22 protein-coding genes are annotated in these 17,528 nt (G+C 67.0%); 10 read left to right on the plus strand and 12 right to left on the minus strand.

Annotated elements, in window-relative coordinates; translation table 11 throughout:
* Positions 1 to 59: 59 nt before the first annotated feature.
* Complete coding sequence (locus SH591_RS09220; protein WP_322831215.1) at positions 60 to 320, minus strand: hypothetical protein; 261 nt, start codon at positions 318 to 320, stop codon at positions 60 to 62.
* Positions 321 to 504: 184 nt separating this feature from the next.
* Between SH591_RS09220 and SH591_RS09225 the strand changes: the two genes are divergently transcribed.
* Positions 505 to 735, plus strand: coding sequence for a type II toxin-antitoxin system HicB family antitoxin (locus SH591_RS09225; protein WP_324748878.1), 231 nt, complete (start codon positions 505 to 507; stop codon positions 733 to 735).
* 4 nt (positions 736 to 739) lie between these two features.
* Here SH591_RS09225 and SH591_RS09230 read toward each other — a convergent pair whose 3' ends face one another.
* Positions 740 to 925 (minus strand): PspC domain-containing protein, encoded by a 186-nt coding sequence (locus SH591_RS09230; RefSeq protein ID WP_324748879.1) that lies wholly within the window; start codon positions 923 to 925, stop codon positions 740 to 742.
* A gap of 449 nt (positions 926 to 1,374) precedes the next feature.
* Between SH591_RS09230 and SH591_RS09235 the strand changes: the two genes are divergently transcribed.
* The 3 genes from SH591_RS09235 to SH591_RS09245 all read left to right on the plus strand — a co-directional run bounded on the left by SH591_RS09235 (position 1,375) and on the right by SH591_RS09245 (position 2,373).
* A complete protein-coding gene (locus tag SH591_RS09235) occupies positions 1,375 to 1,662 on the plus strand; it encodes a TFIIB-type zinc ribbon-containing protein (RefSeq protein ID WP_322831218.1) in 288 nt (95 codons plus the stop codon).
* A 155-nt stretch (positions 1,663 to 1,817) separates the two neighbouring features.
* Positions 1,818 to 1,967 carry a hypothetical protein gene (locus tag SH591_RS09240; RefSeq protein ID WP_322831219.1) on the plus strand — a complete coding sequence of 50 codons (150 nt, stop codon included), beginning with the start codon at positions 1,818 to 1,820 and terminating at the stop codon, positions 1,965 to 1,967.
* The gene (locus tag SH591_RS09245) at positions 1,939 to 2,373 is read left to right on the plus strand and encodes a DUF488 domain-containing protein (RefSeq protein ID WP_324748880.1); all 435 of its coding nucleotides are present in this window, start codon (positions 1,939 to 1,941) and stop codon (positions 2,371 to 2,373) included. The genes SH591_RS09240 and SH591_RS09245 overlap by 29 nt, the downstream gene beginning before the upstream one ends.
* On the opposite strand, the gene SH591_RS09250 is transcribed toward SH591_RS09245, so the two are convergent.
* The 4 genes from SH591_RS09250 to SH591_RS09265 are packed head-to-tail and all read right to left on the minus strand — an operon-like array spanning position 2,370 to position 4,798.
* Positions 2,370 to 3,125, minus strand: coding sequence for a Crp/Fnr family transcriptional regulator (locus SH591_RS09250; RefSeq protein WP_324748881.1), 756 nt, complete (start codon positions 3,123 to 3,125; stop codon positions 2,370 to 2,372). The two genes, SH591_RS09245 and SH591_RS09250, sit on opposite strands and share 4 nt — an antisense overlap.
* Positions 3,115 to 3,474, minus strand: a complete 360-nt coding sequence (locus SH591_RS09255) for an Mpo1-like protein (protein ID WP_324748882.1) — start codon at positions 3,472 to 3,474, stop codon at positions 3,115 to 3,117. The genes SH591_RS09250 and SH591_RS09255 overlap by 11 nt, the downstream gene beginning before the upstream one ends.
* Positions 3,461 to 3,886, minus strand: a complete 426-nt coding sequence (locus tag SH591_RS09260; protein WP_324748883.1) for a hypothetical protein — start codon at positions 3,884 to 3,886, stop codon at positions 3,461 to 3,463. Before SH591_RS09260 ends, SH591_RS09255 begins: the two co-directional genes overlap by 14 nt.
* 54 nt (positions 3,887 to 3,940) lie before the next feature.
* Positions 3,941 to 4,798 carry an SDR family oxidoreductase gene (locus SH591_RS09265; protein WP_324748884.1) on the minus strand — a complete coding sequence of 286 codons (858 nt, stop codon included), beginning with the start codon at positions 4,796 to 4,798 and terminating at the stop codon, positions 3,941 to 3,943.
* 191 nt (positions 4,799 to 4,989) lie between these two features.
* Between SH591_RS09265 and SH591_RS09270 the strand changes: the two genes are divergently transcribed.
* Positions 4,990 to 7,074, plus strand: coding sequence for a TonB-dependent receptor plug domain-containing protein (locus SH591_RS09270; protein ID WP_324748885.1), 2,085 nt, complete (start codon positions 4,990 to 4,992; stop codon positions 7,072 to 7,074).
* Here SH591_RS09270 and SH591_RS09275 read toward each other — a convergent pair.
* Complete coding sequence (locus SH591_RS09275) at positions 7,071 to 7,370, minus strand: hypothetical protein (protein ID WP_322831226.1); 300 nt, start codon at positions 7,368 to 7,370, stop codon at positions 7,071 to 7,073. The two genes, SH591_RS09270 and SH591_RS09275, sit on opposite strands and share 4 nt — an antisense overlap.
* A gap of 108 nt (positions 7,371 to 7,478) precedes the next feature.
* Between SH591_RS09275 and SH591_RS09280 the strand changes: the two genes are divergently transcribed.
* The 3 genes from SH591_RS09280 to SH591_RS09290 are packed head-to-tail and all read left to right on the plus strand — an operon-like array spanning position 7,479 to position 11,538.
* Complete coding sequence (locus SH591_RS09280) at positions 7,479 to 9,299, plus strand: ABCB family ABC transporter ATP-binding protein/permease (protein ID WP_324748886.1); 1,821 nt, start codon at positions 7,479 to 7,481, stop codon at positions 9,297 to 9,299.
* Positions 9,300 to 9,349: 50 nt separating this feature from the next.
* Entirely contained in the window at positions 9,350 to 11,131 is a 1,782-nt protein-coding gene (gene recQ, locus SH591_RS09285) for a DNA helicase RecQ (protein ID WP_324748887.1), read from the plus strand.
* Complete coding sequence (locus tag SH591_RS09290) at positions 11,131 to 11,538, plus strand: protein tyrosine phosphatase family protein (protein WP_324748888.1); 408 nt, start codon at positions 11,131 to 11,133, stop codon at positions 11,536 to 11,538. The genes recQ and SH591_RS09290 overlap by 1 nt, the downstream gene beginning before the upstream one ends.
* On the opposite strand, the gene SH591_RS09295 is transcribed toward SH591_RS09290, so the two are convergent.
* Genes SH591_RS09295 through SH591_RS09310 form a run of 4 tightly spaced genes read right to left on the minus strand, consistent with a single transcriptional unit; the run spans position 11,516 to position 13,913 of the window.
* Entirely contained in the window at positions 11,516 to 11,725 is a 210-nt protein-coding gene (locus SH591_RS09295; RefSeq protein ID WP_324748889.1) for a putative signal transducing protein, read from the minus strand. The genes SH591_RS09290 and SH591_RS09295 overlap by 23 nt on opposite strands.
* Positions 11,725 to 12,261, minus strand: coding sequence for a DUF924 family protein (locus tag SH591_RS09300; RefSeq protein WP_324748890.1), 537 nt, complete (start codon positions 12,259 to 12,261; stop codon positions 11,725 to 11,727). Before SH591_RS09300 ends, SH591_RS09295 begins: the two co-directional genes overlap by 1 nt.
* Positions 12,258 to 13,688, minus strand: coding sequence for a metalloprotease TldD (gene tldD, locus SH591_RS09305; protein WP_324748891.1), 1,431 nt, complete (start codon positions 13,686 to 13,688; stop codon positions 12,258 to 12,260). Before tldD ends, SH591_RS09300 begins: the two co-directional genes overlap by 4 nt.
* A gap of 18 nt (positions 13,689 to 13,706) precedes the next feature.
* Positions 13,707 to 13,913 carry a zinc-finger domain-containing protein gene (locus SH591_RS09310; protein ID WP_322831233.1) on the minus strand — a complete coding sequence of 69 codons (207 nt, stop codon included), beginning with the start codon at positions 13,911 to 13,913 and terminating at the stop codon, positions 13,707 to 13,709.
* 246 nt (positions 13,914 to 14,159) lie between these two features.
* Here SH591_RS09310 and SH591_RS09315 point away from each other — a divergent pair, with 246 nt between their 5' ends.
* Positions 14,160 to 15,095, plus strand: a complete 936-nt coding sequence (locus tag SH591_RS09315) for an ABC transporter ATP-binding protein (protein ID WP_322831235.1) — start codon at positions 14,160 to 14,162, stop codon at positions 15,093 to 15,095.
* Positions 15,088 to 16,674 (plus strand): L-aspartate oxidase, encoded by a 1,587-nt coding sequence (gene nadB / locus SH591_RS09320; protein WP_324748892.1) that lies wholly within the window; start codon positions 15,088 to 15,090, stop codon positions 16,672 to 16,674. The genes SH591_RS09315 and nadB overlap by 8 nt, the downstream gene beginning before the upstream one ends.
* Here nadB and SH591_RS09325 read toward each other — a convergent pair.
* Entirely contained in the window at positions 16,671 to 17,528 is an 858-nt protein-coding gene (locus SH591_RS09325) for an alpha/beta fold hydrolase (protein WP_324748893.1), read from the minus strand. The genes nadB and SH591_RS09325 overlap by 4 nt on opposite strands.

Genomic DNA, 17,528 nt, shown 5'->3' on the forward strand with positions numbered 1-17,528 from the left:
GAGCGTCCCGAAAATACGCTCGGGACGCTCATCGATCGCGGAAAGGGAGCTGTCGCGATCTACTGGTTGTTCACGACCACATCGGCGTCGTCGATCGCCTCTTCCTTGGCCTCGCCGGTTTCGCGAACGACGTCGGCCTGGTCCTGGAGATTTTCCTCGACCGCTTCGCTGGTGGCGTTGTCGGCCATTGCGTCGAGGCTATCCGCCTTGGCTTCGGCCGCGTCGGCAACGTTGTCGCCCAGCGCGTCGTCACCCTGGCCGCCGCATGCTGCAAGCGCGAGCATGCTGCCGCCGATCATGACCTTGAGAAGCAACTTCATGTAATTCCCCTTTTTCCTTGGAAGGCGAGGCAGGAATCCGATTGCCGGCGCCATGCCCCAAGGGCCGCGCAGCGCAGCCGCACGCCCAGCCCGAGAACCTCAATTCGCCGGGAGGGCGGAAAGTTCCATGGGGGGAACCTTGCATGAGCTTCGCGCGCTGACTGGCCTTACACGCGGAGCACCGATGAAATATCCGATTACATTGACACCGGGCGAGGACGGCCGCGTGCTCGTCACCTTCCCGGACGTTCCCGAAGCAGTCTGTTGCGGGCCGAGCGAGGACGTAGCGATCGCGCGCGCCGGCCCGATCCTCGATATCATCCTGACCGGCTATGAGAGCGAAGGCCGCCCGATTCCGCGGCCTTCCAGGATCGCCGACGCTCCGACGGTGGCGACGCAGCGTTTCGGGCGGTAGCGCGTCAGCCGTTGTCGGCGACCAGCGCGGTCAGCAAATAAGCGGGGATCGCGACCGGGCTGACGAAGACGGTGAGCAGCACCATGGTCACGCGCACCAGCAGCGGATCGACATCCATCCAGCGGGCGAGGCCGGCGCAGACGCCCAGCATCTTGGCGTTGCTTTTGTCGAGTGCGTAGCGGCTGTTCATAGTCTCAAATCCTGCGTTTCTGTTCTTGTTGCTTCTTCTTCGGCGGGGCGGGGCCGGTCGCTCAGACGAACTGAGAGACCGGACCGACCGCTGCGGACACGAGAAGGACGGTGGCGAAGAGCGCGCCGACGACGGAAGCGGCGAACTGGTTGAGGCTGGCATAGGTCATTTTCTGTCTCCCTGAACCGGCTGCCGGACTGCCCGGCGGCCTTGCCAGAACATTAGCAGGGAGCGTGCCAGATGGCGCAAATGGCGGAAATCCGTGGATCGAGCAGTACGCAGGGGTAAAGTCGGGAATCCTAACCGCCGAACAATGGTGATTTGCACCACTTTCTGGGGCGGTATTTCGCAGCCAGTGTCCGGTTCGGTGACCGCACTGTCCGAAACCGGCCACTCCTTGAAGCGAACCGGCCGCCTGCCTAGTTCGTGGACTAGGAAGAGGAGCAATTATGGCCGAGCCGATGCTGTGCCCCGTCGATCGCACGCCGCTGGTGATGAGCGAGCGACAGAATATCGAGATCGATTATTGCCCGACCTGCCGCGGCGTGTGGCTGGACCGGGGCGAACTCGACAAGATCATCGAGCGCAGCGGGGCCGCCTCCGCGCCTCCCCGCGCGGCCGATCCGCCGCCGGCGGGCCATGCCCCGCGCCCGGGCTTTGGCGGCGGTTACGGAGGCGGCTATGAGCAGCCGTACCGGAAACGGAAGAAATCTTTCCTGGAAGAGCTGTTCGACTAAGCTTTTGCTAATCGAATCAGGGCTAAATATGGGTCGGGGGCGGTTCGATCAGGAAGCCCAAGCCGATGTCATTGTCGTCGCGTCTCTCTCAGGCCCTCGCGTCCGGCCGGCGAACCCGCTGGCGGCCGCAAAGTCGCGAACAGATACTCGCCCGCTTGCTGGTCAAGCGGGCCGAGGCGCAGCAGGCCGGCTTGCACGATCTCGAGGTGGCGCTGCGCAAGCAGATCGCCTGGTCGCTGCCGGTCCGGCGCGGCGACGAGGTTGAGGAATATCCGGATGCGAACGCTCTCGACCATAGGCTATGAAGGCAAGACCCAGCCCGAATTGCTCGAGGAGCTGAAAGCGGCCGGAGTCGCGCTGCTCGTCGACGTGCGCGCCGTTGCCGCCTCGCGCCGCCCCGGCTTCTCGAAGACCGCGCTCGGCAGTGCGCTGCGCGATCAGGGCATCGACTATCTCCATCTGCGCCCGCTCGGCACGCCGGCGGCGGGGCGGGAGGCGGCGCGCAAGGGCCGCATCGCCGAGATGCGCGCCATCTATGCCGAGCAGCTCGAGACTCCGGAAGCGTTGCTGGCGATGGAGCAATTGTTGGCGGAGGCCGGCGAGCGCCATGTCGCCTTGCTGTGCTACGAGAAGGAAGCGCCCTGCTGCCACCGCGCGATGCTGGCCGAGCGCATGCTCGAGCGCGCCGAGTTCGACGTCCGCAATCTCTAGCGCGGGCGCCGTTCCAGATAGAGGAAAGCAGGGCTGAACTCGCCCACCCGCTGCAGCCGCTCCCAATCATGGATCACGACTTCGCCGCTGCGGAAGGTGAGCAGTCCGTCGTCGCGCAGCTTCTTGAGCATGCGATTGACGTGCACGGAGGTGAGGCCGCACGCGTCTGAGATATCGGTCTGGGTCAGCGGCAGGCTGAAATGGAAGTCGCGCGCCAGCCCGACGATCTCGAGCCGCATGTAGAATTCGCACATCAGATGCGCGATCCGGGCGAGCGCCGTGCGGCGGCCGACCGAGAGAATGCGTTCGCGATGCAGCGCCGCGTCGAGCAAAGTCGAGAACCACAGCATGCGGGCGAGATGGGGGTGGCTTTCCGTGATCCCCCGAATTGCGTCGTGCGGCACGAGCGCGATCCGTACCGGCGTCATCGCCCCGACATTGTGCTCGAGCCGCTTCAGCAGGAAGCTGTGAAGATCGAGGAAGTCGCCCGGGACATGGACCTCCATGATCTGCCGCTGGCCGTCGGCCAGATCCTTGTAGCGCGCGACGAAGCCGTCGATGAGCAAGGTGCAGTCGCTCAAGGGAACGTCGGCCCGGACCAGCACCCGCCCCTGCGGAAACTCGCGGATGTCGCCCAGGACCTTGCGCAGAACCTCTTCTTCCTCCGCGGTAACGACATCGCGCGCCCGGAATTTGAGCAGGAGGCGCTCGACCGGGTCGACGGTCAGGGTCCGACTCGAATCATTCGCCACGCGCGGGCTCGCTCGTTGTATGAGGGCGCACGCCCGCGGCGGCGAGTTCGCGGTCGATCCGGCCGGTCAGCCACAGCGCCCACATGCGGAAGTCGGCGATCAGCGACCAGGCTGGATAGGTGAACGTCGCCGGCCGGTTGCGCTCGATCAGGGCATGGCTCCCCCAGGCGAAGGCGTAGCCGGCCACCGGCATCGCCAGCAGCAGCCACCAATTGCCGGTGACCAGCGCGATGAGCGCGATCGCCACCACCAAAGTGGTCCCGGCATAATGGAAGGCGCGGGTCCGCGGCTTGCTATGCTCGCGCAGGTAGAAGGGCCAGAATTCGGCGAAAGTCCTATAGGTTCGCATCGACTGCCTCCGGTTTGCGCGCGCGCGGCTCGACGAGATGGCTGGCGGCGAGCGCGCCCAGCAGCGGCGCGAGCACCGCCGAAATCTGCATCCACACCGGATGCGGGATCATCATGACATTGACCACGGCCGCGCAGGCGACGAGCCCCGCCACCGGCCAGGCCGCCCACCAGCGCCGGCAGATCCGCTTCGCCACGACGCCGCCGGCCAAAGCGCCGACAAGCCATGCGAAAATGACGACCAGTTTTGCGGGAAGGGGAATGGCAGCCACGACCTGCCCGGACGCCTCCGGATTGCGCAGTTCGAGATCGTCGGGAAGCGGGTAGGCCATGTGGCCGAGCAGCTCGACCAGGACGATGGTGGCGAACGCCGCCACAATTCCCAGCGCTATGCCGACGACAATGCGGACCATCGCGCCCCCTTTCCTGCCGATTGTATAGCACGAAAGGCGCAGGGTGACAGGGCTTCAGCCGTTGACGATCGTCCCCCCATTGGGGTGCAGCACCTGGCCCGACATGTAGCTCGAATCCTCGCAGGCCAGGAACAGGAAGCTCGGCGCAACCTCGTTGGGCTGGCCCGGCCGCCCCATCGGCGTGTCCTTGCCGAAATCGGGGATCTTCTCGGGCGGCTGCCCGCCGAACGGATTGAGCGGCGTCCAGATCGGCCCCGGCGCCACCGCGTTTACGCGAATCCCGTCCTCGATCAGGTTCTCGGACAGCGAGCGGGTGAAGGCCGTGATCGCGCCCTTGGTCGCGCTGTAGTCGAGCAGGATCTTGGCGCCCTTGTACATCGTCACCGACGTGCAGTTGACGATCGCCGACCCGGATTTCAGGTGCGGCCGCGCCGCCTGGACCAGATAGAACATGCTGAAGATGTTGGTCTGGAAGGTCCGCTTCAGCTGCTTCTCGCTGATGTCGGTAATATCCTGCTCATAATGCTGCTCGCCGGCATTGTTGACGAGGATGTCGAGCCCGCCGAGCTTGTCGACCGTCTCCTGCACGGCGCGGTCGCAAAAGTCCTTCTCGCCGAGATCGCCGGCGATGGTGATGGCGCGGCGGCCCTCGTGCTCGACGATCTCCTTGGTCTTGGCGGCGTCGTCATGCTCGCACAAATAGAGGATCGCGACGTCCGCGCCTTCGCGGGCGTAGAGCGCGGCGACGGCGCGGCCGATGCCGCTGTCGGCGCCGGTGATCAGCGCCACCTTGCCCTCGAGCCGACCCGATCCGGGGTAGCGCGGCTCCCAATCGGGCTTGGGCTCGAGCTCGCTCTCGTGTCCGGGAAGATCGTCCTTGTGCACCATGTCGACGATTTCGGTCTCTGACATTGCTTGTCTCCGCTGGTCCTCGGCTGGTTTTCCTCTAGAGCGCTCCAGCTTGGGGCCGGTTCCGGCCCGTTCGTCGAAGGTTCAGGCGACCTAGTCGAAAAGGGGCGCGCCGCGATCCGCTTCGGTGGAAGAGACGGGCCGCCGTGCTTGATGGAACGTAAAGGCCGGACGGCAGACGAAAAGGGGAAGGCATGAGGGTCCACGCGCTACGCCTGACGAAGGCGATGCTGCTGCTGTCGACGGCGTCGGCCGCGCCGGCCTCGGCGCAGGAAACGGGAAACGCCCCGCCCCCGGCGCCGACGCTCCCCGCCGCCCAGGGCGCCAAGAGCTACACCCCGGCCGACTTCGCCCGCTTCTCGCCCAAGACCGCGCTGGACATGCTGCGCCAGGTGCCCGGCTTCACGATCCAGCAGCAGGACGAACGCCGCGGCCTCGGCCAGGCGACCGCCAACGTGCTGATCAACGGGCAGCGCATGTCCGGCAAGTCGAATGACGTCGTTACCGAGCTCGGCCGCATTTCCGCGACGAACGTGGCCCGCATCGACATCGTCGACGGCGCGACCCTCGACGTTCCCGGCCTGTCGGGTCAGGTCGCCAATATCGTCACCGCCGCCAAGGGCCTGAGCGGCAGCTTCGCCTGGCGCCCTCAGGCCCGGCTGCGCCGCACCCCGCCGCGCCTGCTCAACGGCGAGGCATCGATCAGCGGCACCGCCGCGGGCATCGACTATACGGTGAGCCTTTCCAACGACAGCTATCGCAACGGCAATGCCGGGCCCGAAATCGTTTTCACGCCCGACCGGACGATCATCGACCGGCGCGCCGAAGTGCTCGACGTCCGCGGCGAGGTTCCCAAGATCAGCGGCAGCTTCCGCCGCCAGGGCTCCGACGGCTCGATCGCCAACCTCAACGCCTCGGCCTCGCTCGACTATCAGGATATCGAGGAAATCTCGCTGCGCTCCGGACCGGGCCAGCCGGACCGCGACCGCCTCCTCACCGAACGCCGCCGCGAATGGAATTACGAAGTCGGCGGCGATTACGAATTCGCGCTCGGCGGCGGCCGGCTGAAACTGATCGGCCTGCGCAGCTTCGAGCACACCCCCTACCGCCAGATACTCACCACCGATTTTGCCGACGGCCGGCCGCGCGTCGGCGACCGCTTCGAACAGGTCGCCGACGAGGCCGAGACGATTGCCCGCGGCGAATATCGCTGGAAAAGCGGCGGCGCCGACTGGCAGATTTCGGCCGAAGGTGCGCTCAACATCCTCGACGTCGCCAACAGCCTGTCGACGCTCGACGCGGCCGGCGCGTTCGTCGCCGTCCCGCTCCCCAATTCGGTGGCCACCGTCGAGGAGAAACGCGGCGAAATCATGCTGAGCTATGGCCGGCCGCTGTCCCCGGCGCTGACGCTGCAAAGCTCAGTCGGCGGCGAATATTCGCAGCTCAGCCAATCGGGCGAGGCCGGCCTCACCCGCACTTTCCTGCGCCCCAAGGGCTTCGTCTCTTTGGCCTGGAAGGCGTCGCCGCGGCTCGACGTCAGCGTCAAGCTCGAGCGCGAGGTCGGCCAGCTCAATTTCTTCGATTTCGTCGCCTCGGCCAATGTCAGCGGCGGCACCACCAATGCCGGCAACGTCAATCTCGTCCCGCAGCAGAGCTGGAACCTCGACATCGAGGCGACGCGCAACCTCGGCCCCTGGGGCACGGCCACCGCGCGCCTGTTCGGCCGCCAGATCACCGACATCGTCGACATCGTCCCGATCGGCGAGGCCGGCCAGGCGCCCGGCAATCTCGACAGCGCGACGATCTACGGCATGCAGTGGACGAGCACGCTCAATTTCGATCCGATCGGCTGGCGCGGCGCCAAGCTCGATCTCGACCTGCAATATCAGAAGAGCCGTCTCGAGGATCCGGTCACCGGCGTCCACCGCCCGATCAACGAGAACGAGTTCCGCCGCATCGTCGCGAATTTCCGGCACGACGTGCTCAAAACCGACTGGGCCTATGGTTGGGGGTTCGAGAATTACGGAAACACCGCCGGCTACCGGCTCGACCAGCGCTTCCGCTTCTTCAACAATCCCGGCAATCTGGGAATCTTCGTCGAGCACAAGGACGTTTACGGGCTGACGGTGCGCGGCAGCGTCGACAATATCCTCGGCACCAACGAAGCGTTCGACCGCAGCTTCTACGATCGCCGGCGCACCAACGATTTGCTGTTCACCGAAAGTCGCGACCGCTTCTACGGTCCGATCCTGACGGTCTCGATCAGCGGAAAGATCTAGCGGCTGGCGAGGCGGAGCTTGGCGAGGCTTTCGTCGCGCGAGGATGGCAGAGCATCGGCCTCAGGCAGCGCAACCTCTTCTGGGAACAGGCTCTGCGACACCGGCGCATCGGCGCGGCGGCACTGGGCAACGACCACCGGGAAGAGCAGGTCGGTATTGCGTTCCACCGCCGCGGCCGTTGCGTCGTTGCACGCGGCCTCACTCCGATAGACGGTGTCGGCCACGCTCACTTGCTGGCAGGCGGTATCCGCCTCGCCGCAGCCGAGAATCGCCAGTACGTAAATTGCCGGACCCATCACTGCCTCCGCTCCTTCTAAGAGCTAAATGCTTGAAGGTATTTGCAGTTCCTATTGTTTCGCTTGCATAACTTGGTGGGCCCGTCGCGCATCCCTATTTAGACGAGAATGCCTCCTGAAACGACGAACCTGACTTCGCGCGACGAACCCGGCTGGGCCGCCCTGCGGCGCTTCCTGCCCTATCTGTGGCCGGCCGGCGAAACCGGGCTGCGCGTGCGCGTCGTCCTGTCGCTGCTGCTCGTCTTCGTCTCGATCGTGGTGACTACCCTGGTGATGCCGCTCGCTTATGGCGAGGCGGTCAACCGGATGACCGAAGGCATGGAGGCAGGCGCCGCAGTCGCGATCGCTCTGGTCGTCGCCTATGCCGCGGCGCGGTTCACCGGCGTATTGTTCGACAATATGCGCAATGGCGTGTTCGAGCGGGTCGGCCAGGACGCCACCCGCCGGCTGGCCGAGACCACGTTCCGCCACCTCCACGATCTGTCGCTGCGTTTCCATCTCGAGCGGCGCACCGGCGCGGTCACCAAGATCATCGAGCGCGGCACCAAGAGCATCGACATGATGCTCTATTTCCTGCTGTTCAACATCGCCCCGACGGTGCTCCAGCTCGGCATCGTGCTCGTCATGTTCTGGGTGAAGTTCGGCCTCGGGCTGGTCCTCGCCACGGTCGCGATGGTCGCGGCCTATATCGTCTACACGCGCATCATCACCGACTGGCGCACCAAGCTGCGCGTCGAGATGAACGACCTCGACACCGGCGCGGTGGCGCGCGCGGTCGACAGCCTCTTGAACTACGAGACCGTCAAATATTTTAACGCCGAGGACCGCGAGGCGCGCCGCTACGGCCGGGCCGCGCGGCGCTATGCCGAAGCCGCGGTCAAGAACGAGACCTCGCTCGCCTGGCTCAACGTCGGCCAGTCGCTGATCACCAATCTGATGATGGCCGGGGCGATGGGCTATGTCGTCTGGGGCTGGGCGCGCGGCTGGTTCACGCCCGGCGACGTGGTGGTGGTGAACACCCTGCTGGCCCAGCTCTTCCGCCCGCTCGACATGCTCGGCATGGTCTATCGCACGATCCGCCAGGGCCTGATCGACATGGAGGCGATGTTCGATCTGGTCGATACGCCGGCCGAGGTCGTCGACGCGCCGAGCGCGCCTGCGCTCCACGTCGCCGCCGGCCATGTCCGCTTCGAGGACGTACATTTCGGCTACGAGCCCAATCGCGAAATCCTGAAGGGCATCGATCTCGACGTTCCGGCCGGGACGATGCTGGCCGTGGTCGGCCCCTCGGGCGCCGGCAAGTCGACTCTGTCGCGCCTCCTCTTCCGCTTCTACGAGCCGACCGGCGGCCGGATCACGATCGACGGCCGCGACATATCCGACGTGACCCAGCACAGCCTGCGCGCCGCGATCGGCATCGTCCCGCAGGACAGCGTCCTCTTCAACGACACGATCGGCTACAATATCGGCTATGGCCGCGACGGCGCGACCCAGGCCGACATCGAGGCGGCGGCGCGGGGCGCAGCGATCCACGATTTCATCCGCAGCCTGCCCGAGGGCTATGATTCGAAGGTCGGCGAGCGCGGCCTCAAGCTGTCGGGCGGCGAGAAGCAGCGCGTGGCGATCGCCCGGACCTTGCTCAAGGACCCGCCGATCCTGATCCTCGACGAGGCGACCAGCGCATTGGACAGCCGCACCGAGGCGGCGATCCAGGCGACTTTGCGCGACGTCGCGGCGCGGCGCACCAGCATCGTCATCGCCCATCGCCTTTCCACCGTGGTCGATGCCGACCAGATCGTCGTCCTCGACCAGGGCCGCGTCGCCGAGCGCGGCACCCATGCCCAGTTGCTCCGCAAGAACGGCCTCTATGCCGAGATGTGGACGCGCCAGCAGAGTGAGCGCGAGGCCGAGACGGAAGCCGCCGAATAGGAGACGAACCGGGCTCGACTTCGCTTCCTCCCGGTGCATAGGGTCGCCGCGTGACTGAACCCCTCGACATCCTCCACACGACCTTCGGCTTTCCCGCGTTTCGCGGCGTCCAGGAGCAGGTCGTCGGGCGAGTCATGGCCGGCGCCCATACGCTCGCCGTGATGCCGACCGGCGCCGGCAAGTCGCTCTGCTACCAGGTGCCGGCGCTGGCGCGGGAAGGGACGGCGCTCGTCATCTCGCCCTTGATCGCGCTGATGCACGACCAGATCAGGGCCGCCGACGCGTTCGGCATCCGCGCCGCCGCGCTCACCTCGGCCGACGACAACCGCCAGGAAACCGTGGCCCGGCTGCGCGCCGGCGAACTGGACCTGCTCTATGTCGCCCCCGAACGCGCCTCGGGCGAGGGCTTCCAGAGCCTGTTGCGCCAGATCCCGCTGTCGCTGATCGCGATCGACGAGGCGCATTGCGTGTCGGAATGGGGCCACGATTTCCGCCCCGATTACCGTCTCCTGCGGCCTCTGCTCGATCGCTTCCCGCATGTGCCGCGGCTGGCGCTCACCGCCACCGCCGACCGCCAGACGCGCGCCGACATCCTGCGGCAGCTCGGCATTCCCGAGGATGGGCTGATCCTCGCCGGGTTCGACCGGCCCAACATCCGCTACCATATCCGCCCGCGCGACGGCGTCGGCACGCAATTGAAGGCCTTGCTCGCCGAGCATGAAGGGCCGGGCATCGTCTATGCATCCAGCCGCGCCGCGACAGAGAAACTGGCCGATCAGCTCGGCACGCCCGGCCGCAGGGTACTGCCCTACCATGCCGGGCTCGACGCCGGCGTCCGTGCGCGCAATCAGGCCGCCTTTGTCGCGTCCGAGGACATGGTAATGGTCGCCACGATCGCCTTCGGCATGGGCATCGACAAGCCCGACGTGCGCTTCGTCGCCCACGCCGGCCTGCCCAAGTCGATCGAGGCTTATTATCAGGAGACCGGCCGCGCCGGCCGCGATGGCGACCCGGCCGAGGCGCACCTCTTCTGGGGCGCCGAGGATTTCGCCCGCGCCCGCCAGCGGATCGAGAGCGAGGTCGCCGAGGACCGGCGCCAGGGGGAGCGCCATCGCCTCAACGCGCTGGCCGGCCTGGTCGAGGCGGCCGACTGCCGTCGCGCCATCCTGCTCCACCATTTCGGCGAAGACCCGCCGGCGCGCTGCGGCAATTGCGACAATTGCCTGTCGCCGCCGAAAACGGTCGACGCGACCGAGGCGGCGCGCAAGCTGCTCTCGGCCGCCTTCCGCACCGAGATGCGCTTCGGCATCGGCCATCTGACCGATGTGCTCGCCGGCCGCGAGACCGACAAGGTCCAGAATTTCGGCCACCATCGGCTGTCCGTGTTCGGCATCGCCGATGCCGACGAGCTGGCGCTGATCAAGCCGGTGGCGCGAGCTTTGATGGCGCGCGACGCGCTCCGGGCCGACGATTATGGCGGCCTCTCCTTCGGGCCGGGCGCCCGGCCCGTGCTGAAGGGCGAGGAGGAAGTGCGGATCGTGCTGCCACCGCCCAAGACACGGCGGCGCCGCGGCGGCGGCGCGGCCGAGGATCATCCCCACGACCCGTTGTTCGAGGCGCTCCGCGCCTGCCGCCGCGACCTTGCCAGGGAAGCGGGCGTGCCGCCTTATGTGATCTTCCACGACAGCACGTTGCGCGAGATGGCGGGGCTCAAGCCGACGACCCTGTTCGGCCTTTCGCAGGTGTCGGGCGTCGGCACCGCCAAGCTCGAAAAATATGGCGATGCCTTCGTGGAGGCGATCCGCGCTTATGAATCGAGCGGAGTGAATTGATGCGGGCCATCGACGAGAGCATTTGCGTGTCCGGACAGGTCATGCCGGACCAGATCGAGGCGCTGAAGGCGGCCGGCTTTACGATGCTGGTCCAGAACCGTCCCGACGGAGAGGCGCCGGGCCAGCCAGGCAGCGCCGAACTGGCGGCGGCGGCGCAGGCGGCGGGCATGGCCTATCGCTACGTTCCGCTTGGGGCGGCCGGGCTCTCGCCGGAGCTGGTCGACGCCATGGGCGAGGCGCTCGATGCTGCGGAGGGGAAGGTGCTCGCTTTCTGCGCGGCCGGAATGCGCTCGACTTTCCTGTGGGCGCTGGCCCGCGCGGCGAGGGGCGACGATGCCGAAAGCCTGATCGCGAAGGCGGCGGCCGCAGGCTACGATCTGGGCCCTATTCGTCCGTATCTGGGCTGAGCAGGGCTGCCGCCTCCGCGCGGTCGCGTTCCTCGACCATCAGCCGCATCGGCGCGAGCATGCCAAGGCCGAGGCCGGCAACGCCCTGGTCGAACAGAATCGTTTCGATCCCCTCGGCCGCCAGCCGCGCCCGCGCCATCCCGGCGCTCATGCTGTCGTAGAACAGGGCGATCTCGACCAGCGCCATTACCAGGGCACGACCTCGCCGGCCGCAATCTCCTCGGGCCGTGGCGTCCGGCCGAGGACCGCATTGCGATGAGGAAAGCGGCCGAAGCGAGCGATGACGTCATGGTGCAATTGCGCGAAACGCAGCAGCTCCGGATCGCCCAGCGCGCCCATCAGCCGCACCGCCCGCTCCTGGTCGGCGAGCCTCTCGCTATGCTCGAACGGCATGTAGAGGAATGTGCGCTCGTTCTTGCCGAGTTGCTCGTCACAGCCGCGATCGACCGCCGCCCCGGCAATCGCCAGCGCGAGATGATCGGTGGCGAAGCTATCGGCATGGCCGCGGAACATGTTGCGCGGAAACTGGTCGAACAGGATCACGGCAGCCAGCGCCTCGCGGGGCGAACCGAGAAAGTCCTCGGGCAGGCGCTGCGCCTGCTCCTTCCAGAGGGCGCCGAACCGCTCGGTCGTTTCGGCGTCGAGCTCTGGGTCTGCCTTGAACCATTGCTCCGGCCGCAGCGCGAACCAGAAAGCGAGGACGTCGTCGGCCCAGGCGGTCATGCCGCCGTGCCGCCGATGGTCAGGCCTTCGATCAGCAGGGTCGGCTGGCCGACGCCGGCCGGGACCGACTGGCCGCCCTTGCCGCAAATGCCGATGCCTTCGTCCAGCTCCATGTCGTTGCCGATCGCGCGCACCTTGGTGAGCACCGACGGTCCGTCGCCGATCAGGGTCGCGCCCTTGATCGGCGCGCCCAGCTTCCCGTTCTCGATCTTGTAGGCCTCGGTGCAGGAGAAGACGAACTTGCCGCTGGTGATGTCGACCTGGCCGCCGCCGAAGCTCTTGGCGTAGATGCCATTCTTGGCCCGGGCGAGGATTTCGCCCGGATCGTCCTTGCCGCCGAGCATGAAGGTGTTGGTCATGCGCGGCATCGGCGCGTGGGCAAAGCTCTCGCGTCGACCGTTGCCGGTCGGCTCGACGCCCATCAGCCGGGCGTTGAGGCGGTCGTGGATGTAGCCCTTGAGGATGCCGTCCTCGATCAAGGTGTTGCACTGCGTCGGCGTGCCCTCGTCGTCGATCGACAGCGAACCGCGCCGCTCGCCGATCGAGCCGTCGTCGACCACGGTGACGCCCGGCGCCGCAACCCGCTCGCCGATGCGGCCGGAGAAGGCCGACGTGCCCTTGCGGTTGAAATCGCCCTCCAGACCGTGCCCGATCGCCTCGTGCAGCAGCACGCCGGGCCAGCCGGGGCCGAGCACGACCGTCATTTCGCCGGCCGGCGCCGCGACCGATTCGAGGTTCACCAGTGCCTGGGCGAGCGCCATGTCGACGCCGCGGTTCCACGTCGCCGGATCGAACAGGTCGTCATAGAGATAGCGTCCGCCGAGCCCGTGGAAGCCGGTCTCGCGCCGGCCGTTCTGCTCGACGACGATCTGGACGTTGAGGCGGACGAGCGGGCGCACGTCATGCGCGACGAAGCCGTCCGGGCGGACGATGTCGATCACCGACCAGGATCCGGCCAGCGAGACCGACACCTGCTGGACGCGCGGGTCGCGCGCCCGCGCCGCGGCGTCGATCTGCTGGCAGAGCGCGACCTTGCGGGCGAAGGGGATCGCGCTCAGCGGGTCGGTATCGGTGTAGAGCGTGGCGTTGGTGCGGCGCGGCGGCGCGGGCCGGGGGCCTTTGGCGGGATCGAGCACCGCCATCGTCTCGGCGGCGCGTCGGATGGCCGCCTCGGACAGTTCGTTGGCGTGGGCGAAGGCGGTGGTCTCGCCGGAGACGCCGCGCAGTCCAAACCCGGCCTGGGTGTTGAAGTCGGCGCTCTTCAGCCGGCCGTCGTCGAAGCTGAACGCTTCCGAAGCCGTATATTGGAGATAGAGCTCGCCATCGTCGCAGCTTTGCAGCGCGTCGGCGGTGAGGCGGAGGGCCGCTTCGGGGCTGAGCCCGTCACTGCGGTAGAGGAAGCGGCGGGGATCGGCGATGCTGTTCATGGCGCCGATATAGGGGCTTTAGGCCTCGTTGGCACCCTGATCCGCGGGCCCGCCCTTCAGGACGAACCTTTTGTCGCAATAGCCGCAATCGACGAAGCCCTTCTCGTCGATCTGCAGGTAGATGCGCGGATGGCCGAGCGCGGCGCTGATCTCGGTCGCGCCGTCGCAGGCGACGCGCGGCATGGTGACGTAGCTGATCTCGGGCGTGAAAGGATCGTCGGTCATGGCCGCGCCCTTAGCAACGGGACGGCCTGCAGGCAATCAGGCGAAAGCCGGCGCCGCCGTGGCGACCAGCGCAATGAACGCCGCGCCGATCGCCGAAAGCAACAATGCCCGGCTCGACCGAGATACGAGAGAAGCTGATCCGAGCATGGCCCCTGATCGCACGAGGCACGTAAAGCCCGCGTTGGCGTATAGGGTAAACATGTCCTTCTTGTTTGCGGCGACCGCAGGACGGGCTATGGCCCGGCCATGTCCGACAGCAGCGCCGCCATCTCGATCCGCAATCTGGAAAAGACCTACAAAGGCGGCAAGCGCGCGCTCGACGGCGTCAGCCTCGATGTGCCGCGCGGCCAGATCTTCGGCCTGCTCGGGCCGAACGGCGCCGGCAAGTCGACGATGATCAACATCCTCGCCGGCCTGGTGAACAAGACCGGCGGCAGCGCGGAGATCTGGGGCTTCGACATCGACAAGCACCCACGCAACGCCAAATATTCGATCGGCATCGTCCCGCAGGAAATCCTGTTCGACCCCTTCTTCACCCCGGCAGAGACGCTCGACCAGCAGGCCGGGCTCTATGGAGTACCCAAGGCGAAGCGACGGACGATGGAGCTGCTTCGCGCCGTCCACCTCGAGGACAAGGCCGGGGCCTATTCCCGCACCCTTTCCGGCGGCATGAAAAGGCGCCTGCTCGTCGCCAAGGCGATGGTCCATTCGCCGCCGATCCTGGTGCTCGACGAACCGACCGCCGGGGTCGACATCGAGTTGCGCCAGCAGCTCTGGGACTATGTTCGCCGTCTCAATACCGAGGGCGTGACCGTGGTGCTCACCACCCATTATCTCGAGGAGGCCGAGCAATTGTGCGATCGCATCGCGATCATCAACCACGGCCGCCTGATCGCCAACGAGCCAACCCGCGCGCTGGTCGGCATGGCCCAGGAAAAAGCCGTCGAGGTCACCGTCGACCGCGACATCACCGCCGCGCCGGACGCCTCCTGCTTCGACAAGATCGAGATCATCGGCGAGCGCACGCTCGCGATCACCTACCGCAAGGACCGGGTTAATGCGGGCGAAGTGCTGGCGGCGCTGCAGCGCGACGGCTTCGGCATCGTCGACGTCTCGACTCGCGAGGCGGACCTCGAGGACGTGTTCCTGAATCTCACCCGCGCCTCCAACGCCCATGGCTGATCACGCCTTTGACGTCATCGTCATCGGTTCGGGCGCAGCGGGGCTGAGCGCCGCCCTCAACGTTGCGCCGCACCTCAAGGTGGCGGTGCTGGCCAAGGGCGACATCTCCGCCGGATCGACCGCTTTTGCGCAGGGCGGCATCGCCGCGGTGCTCGAGGAAGGCGACACGTTCGAAAGCCATATCGAGGACACGATCGTCGCCGGGGCGGGGCTCAACGACCGCAAGACGGTCGAGTTCGTGGTCGAGAACGCCCCCGCGGCGATCGAGCGGCTGGCGCAGCTCGGCGTCCCGTTCAACCCGGGAGAGACCGACCGCTGGCATCTGACCCGGGAGGGCGGCCACAGCCATCGCCGCATCGTCCATGTCGACGATGCCACCGGCTGGGCGGTGCAGCAGGCGCTGGAGCAGGCCGCGCTGCGGCGGCCCAACATCACTTTGGTGCCGGACATGGTCGCTATCGACCTCGTCAGTGGCCGCCACACCGTCGCCGAAACCGACGCGAAGCATGTCTGGGGCGTCTATGCCGTGAACCGCAAGACGGGGCGGGTCGACCTGCTGACCGGCCGTGCAACCGTGCTGGCCACCGGAGGCGCCAGCCGCGCCTGGGTCTATTCGACAAATCCGCGCGGCTCGACCGGAGACGGCATTGCCATGGCGTGGCGCGCCGGCTGCCGCGTGTCGAACATGGAATTCAACCAGTTCCACCCGACGTGCCTCTACCACCATGACGTCAAGAATTTCCTGATCACCGAGGCGATGCGCGGCGAGGGCGGACAGCTGAAGATCCCGGGCACCGGCTACCGCTTCATGCCGGACTTCGATCCGCGGGCGGAGCTGGCGCCGCGCGACATCGTCGCCCGCGCGATCGACCATGAGCTGAAGCGGCTCGGCCTCGATTTCGTCCATCTCGACATCAGCCACCGCGATCCCGAATTCATCGGCCAGCATTTTCCGACGATCCAGGCCAAGCTGGCCGAGCTCGGCATCGACATCACGCGCGATCCGATCCCGGTCGTGCCCGCCGCCCATTATACGTGCGGCGGCGTGATCGTGGATCTCGACGGTCGGACCGACGTCGCCGGCCTCTACGCGGCCGGAGAGGTGACACAATCGGGCCTCCATGGCGCCAACCGGCTGGCGTCCAATTCGGTGCTCGAATGCATCGTCTTCGGCCTTGCCGCGGCCGGGCATATCAACAGCAATTGGGCGGAGCTCCCCCCGCCGCCGCCGATCCGAGCGTGGGACGAGAGCCGCGTGACCGATTCGGACGAGGAGGTCGTCGTCCACCACAATTGGCGCGAGATCCGCCGCTTCATGTGGGATTATGTCGGCATCGTCCGCACCACCAAGCGGCTGGAGCGCGCGCTCAATCGGGTCAATCTGCTGCGCCAGGAAACCGAGGAATATTACGGCAATTTCCGCGTCACGCCGGATTTGGTCGAATTGCGCAACCTGGTCGAGGTCGCCGGCCTGATCGTGCAGTCCGCGCTGACCCGGCAGGAGAGCCGGGGCCTCCATTACACGCTCGATTATCCGGACCTGTTGCCGGACGCGGTCGATACGGTGCTGTCGCCCTAACCGGCGAGGAAGGCCTTCAGCTCGGCGCGGAATTTCGCGGGCTGGTCGTACATGATCATGTGGCCGCTATTGGCGATCGCCGCGAGCCGCGCCTTGGGGGCGCGGGCGTAGGCGCGGCGATAGTTCGCCGCGACCCGCTCGGGAGGCACGTTTCCGCCCGGCGCCGGCGTCGCAAACACCACGGTCATCGGCGCGGCGATCCTGGGCAACTCCGGCGTCAGGTCGAGCAAAGCGAGTTCGTGGCTGGCGCGGGCAACGACGTCGGGGTCGCTCTTCGGCCCATTGGGTTCGTCGCTGCCGAACCGGCCCATCAGCGAGCTCATTAGCTGCCGCCCGCCAGGCGAGGACCCGAACAGGTCGCGCAGGCTGTTGGCCAGCGGCGCGATCCCGCTCGCGCTGGCGCCGAGGAGGCCGGCCGGCTCGGGCAGCATGTCGACGACCATCAGCCGCCCGACTTTGGCCGGATGGCGCACGGCGACCATCATCGCCAGCGTGCCGCCCATCGAATGGCCGACCAAGGCCGGCGCGCGCAGCCCCTCGGCCTCGATATAGCGGGCGATCTCGGCGGCAAGCGGCTGCAGGATCGCGCCCTTGGCGTTGCCGCCCGCCGGATGGCCGGCAAAGCCGGCGACCTGGACGAGGTGGTAGCGATGGCCGGGCACAGCCGCGACCGTACCGTTCCAGATCGCGCGCGAGGCCGTAAGCCCCGGGATCATGATCACATCGGGCCCGCTGCCGTGCACGGTTACCGAAATCCTGTTGGACGCGAAGCGCGGGGCGGCGAGCAACGGCGACGGCATGACGCCACAGAAGCCGATCGCGAGCGCGGACTGGAGGAAGGACCTGCGGTTCAT

It is taken from the genome of Sphingomonas sp. LY54 (assembly GCF_035594035.1).
GTDB lineage: Bacteria > Pseudomonadota > Alphaproteobacteria > Sphingomonadales > Sphingomonadaceae > Allosphingosinicella.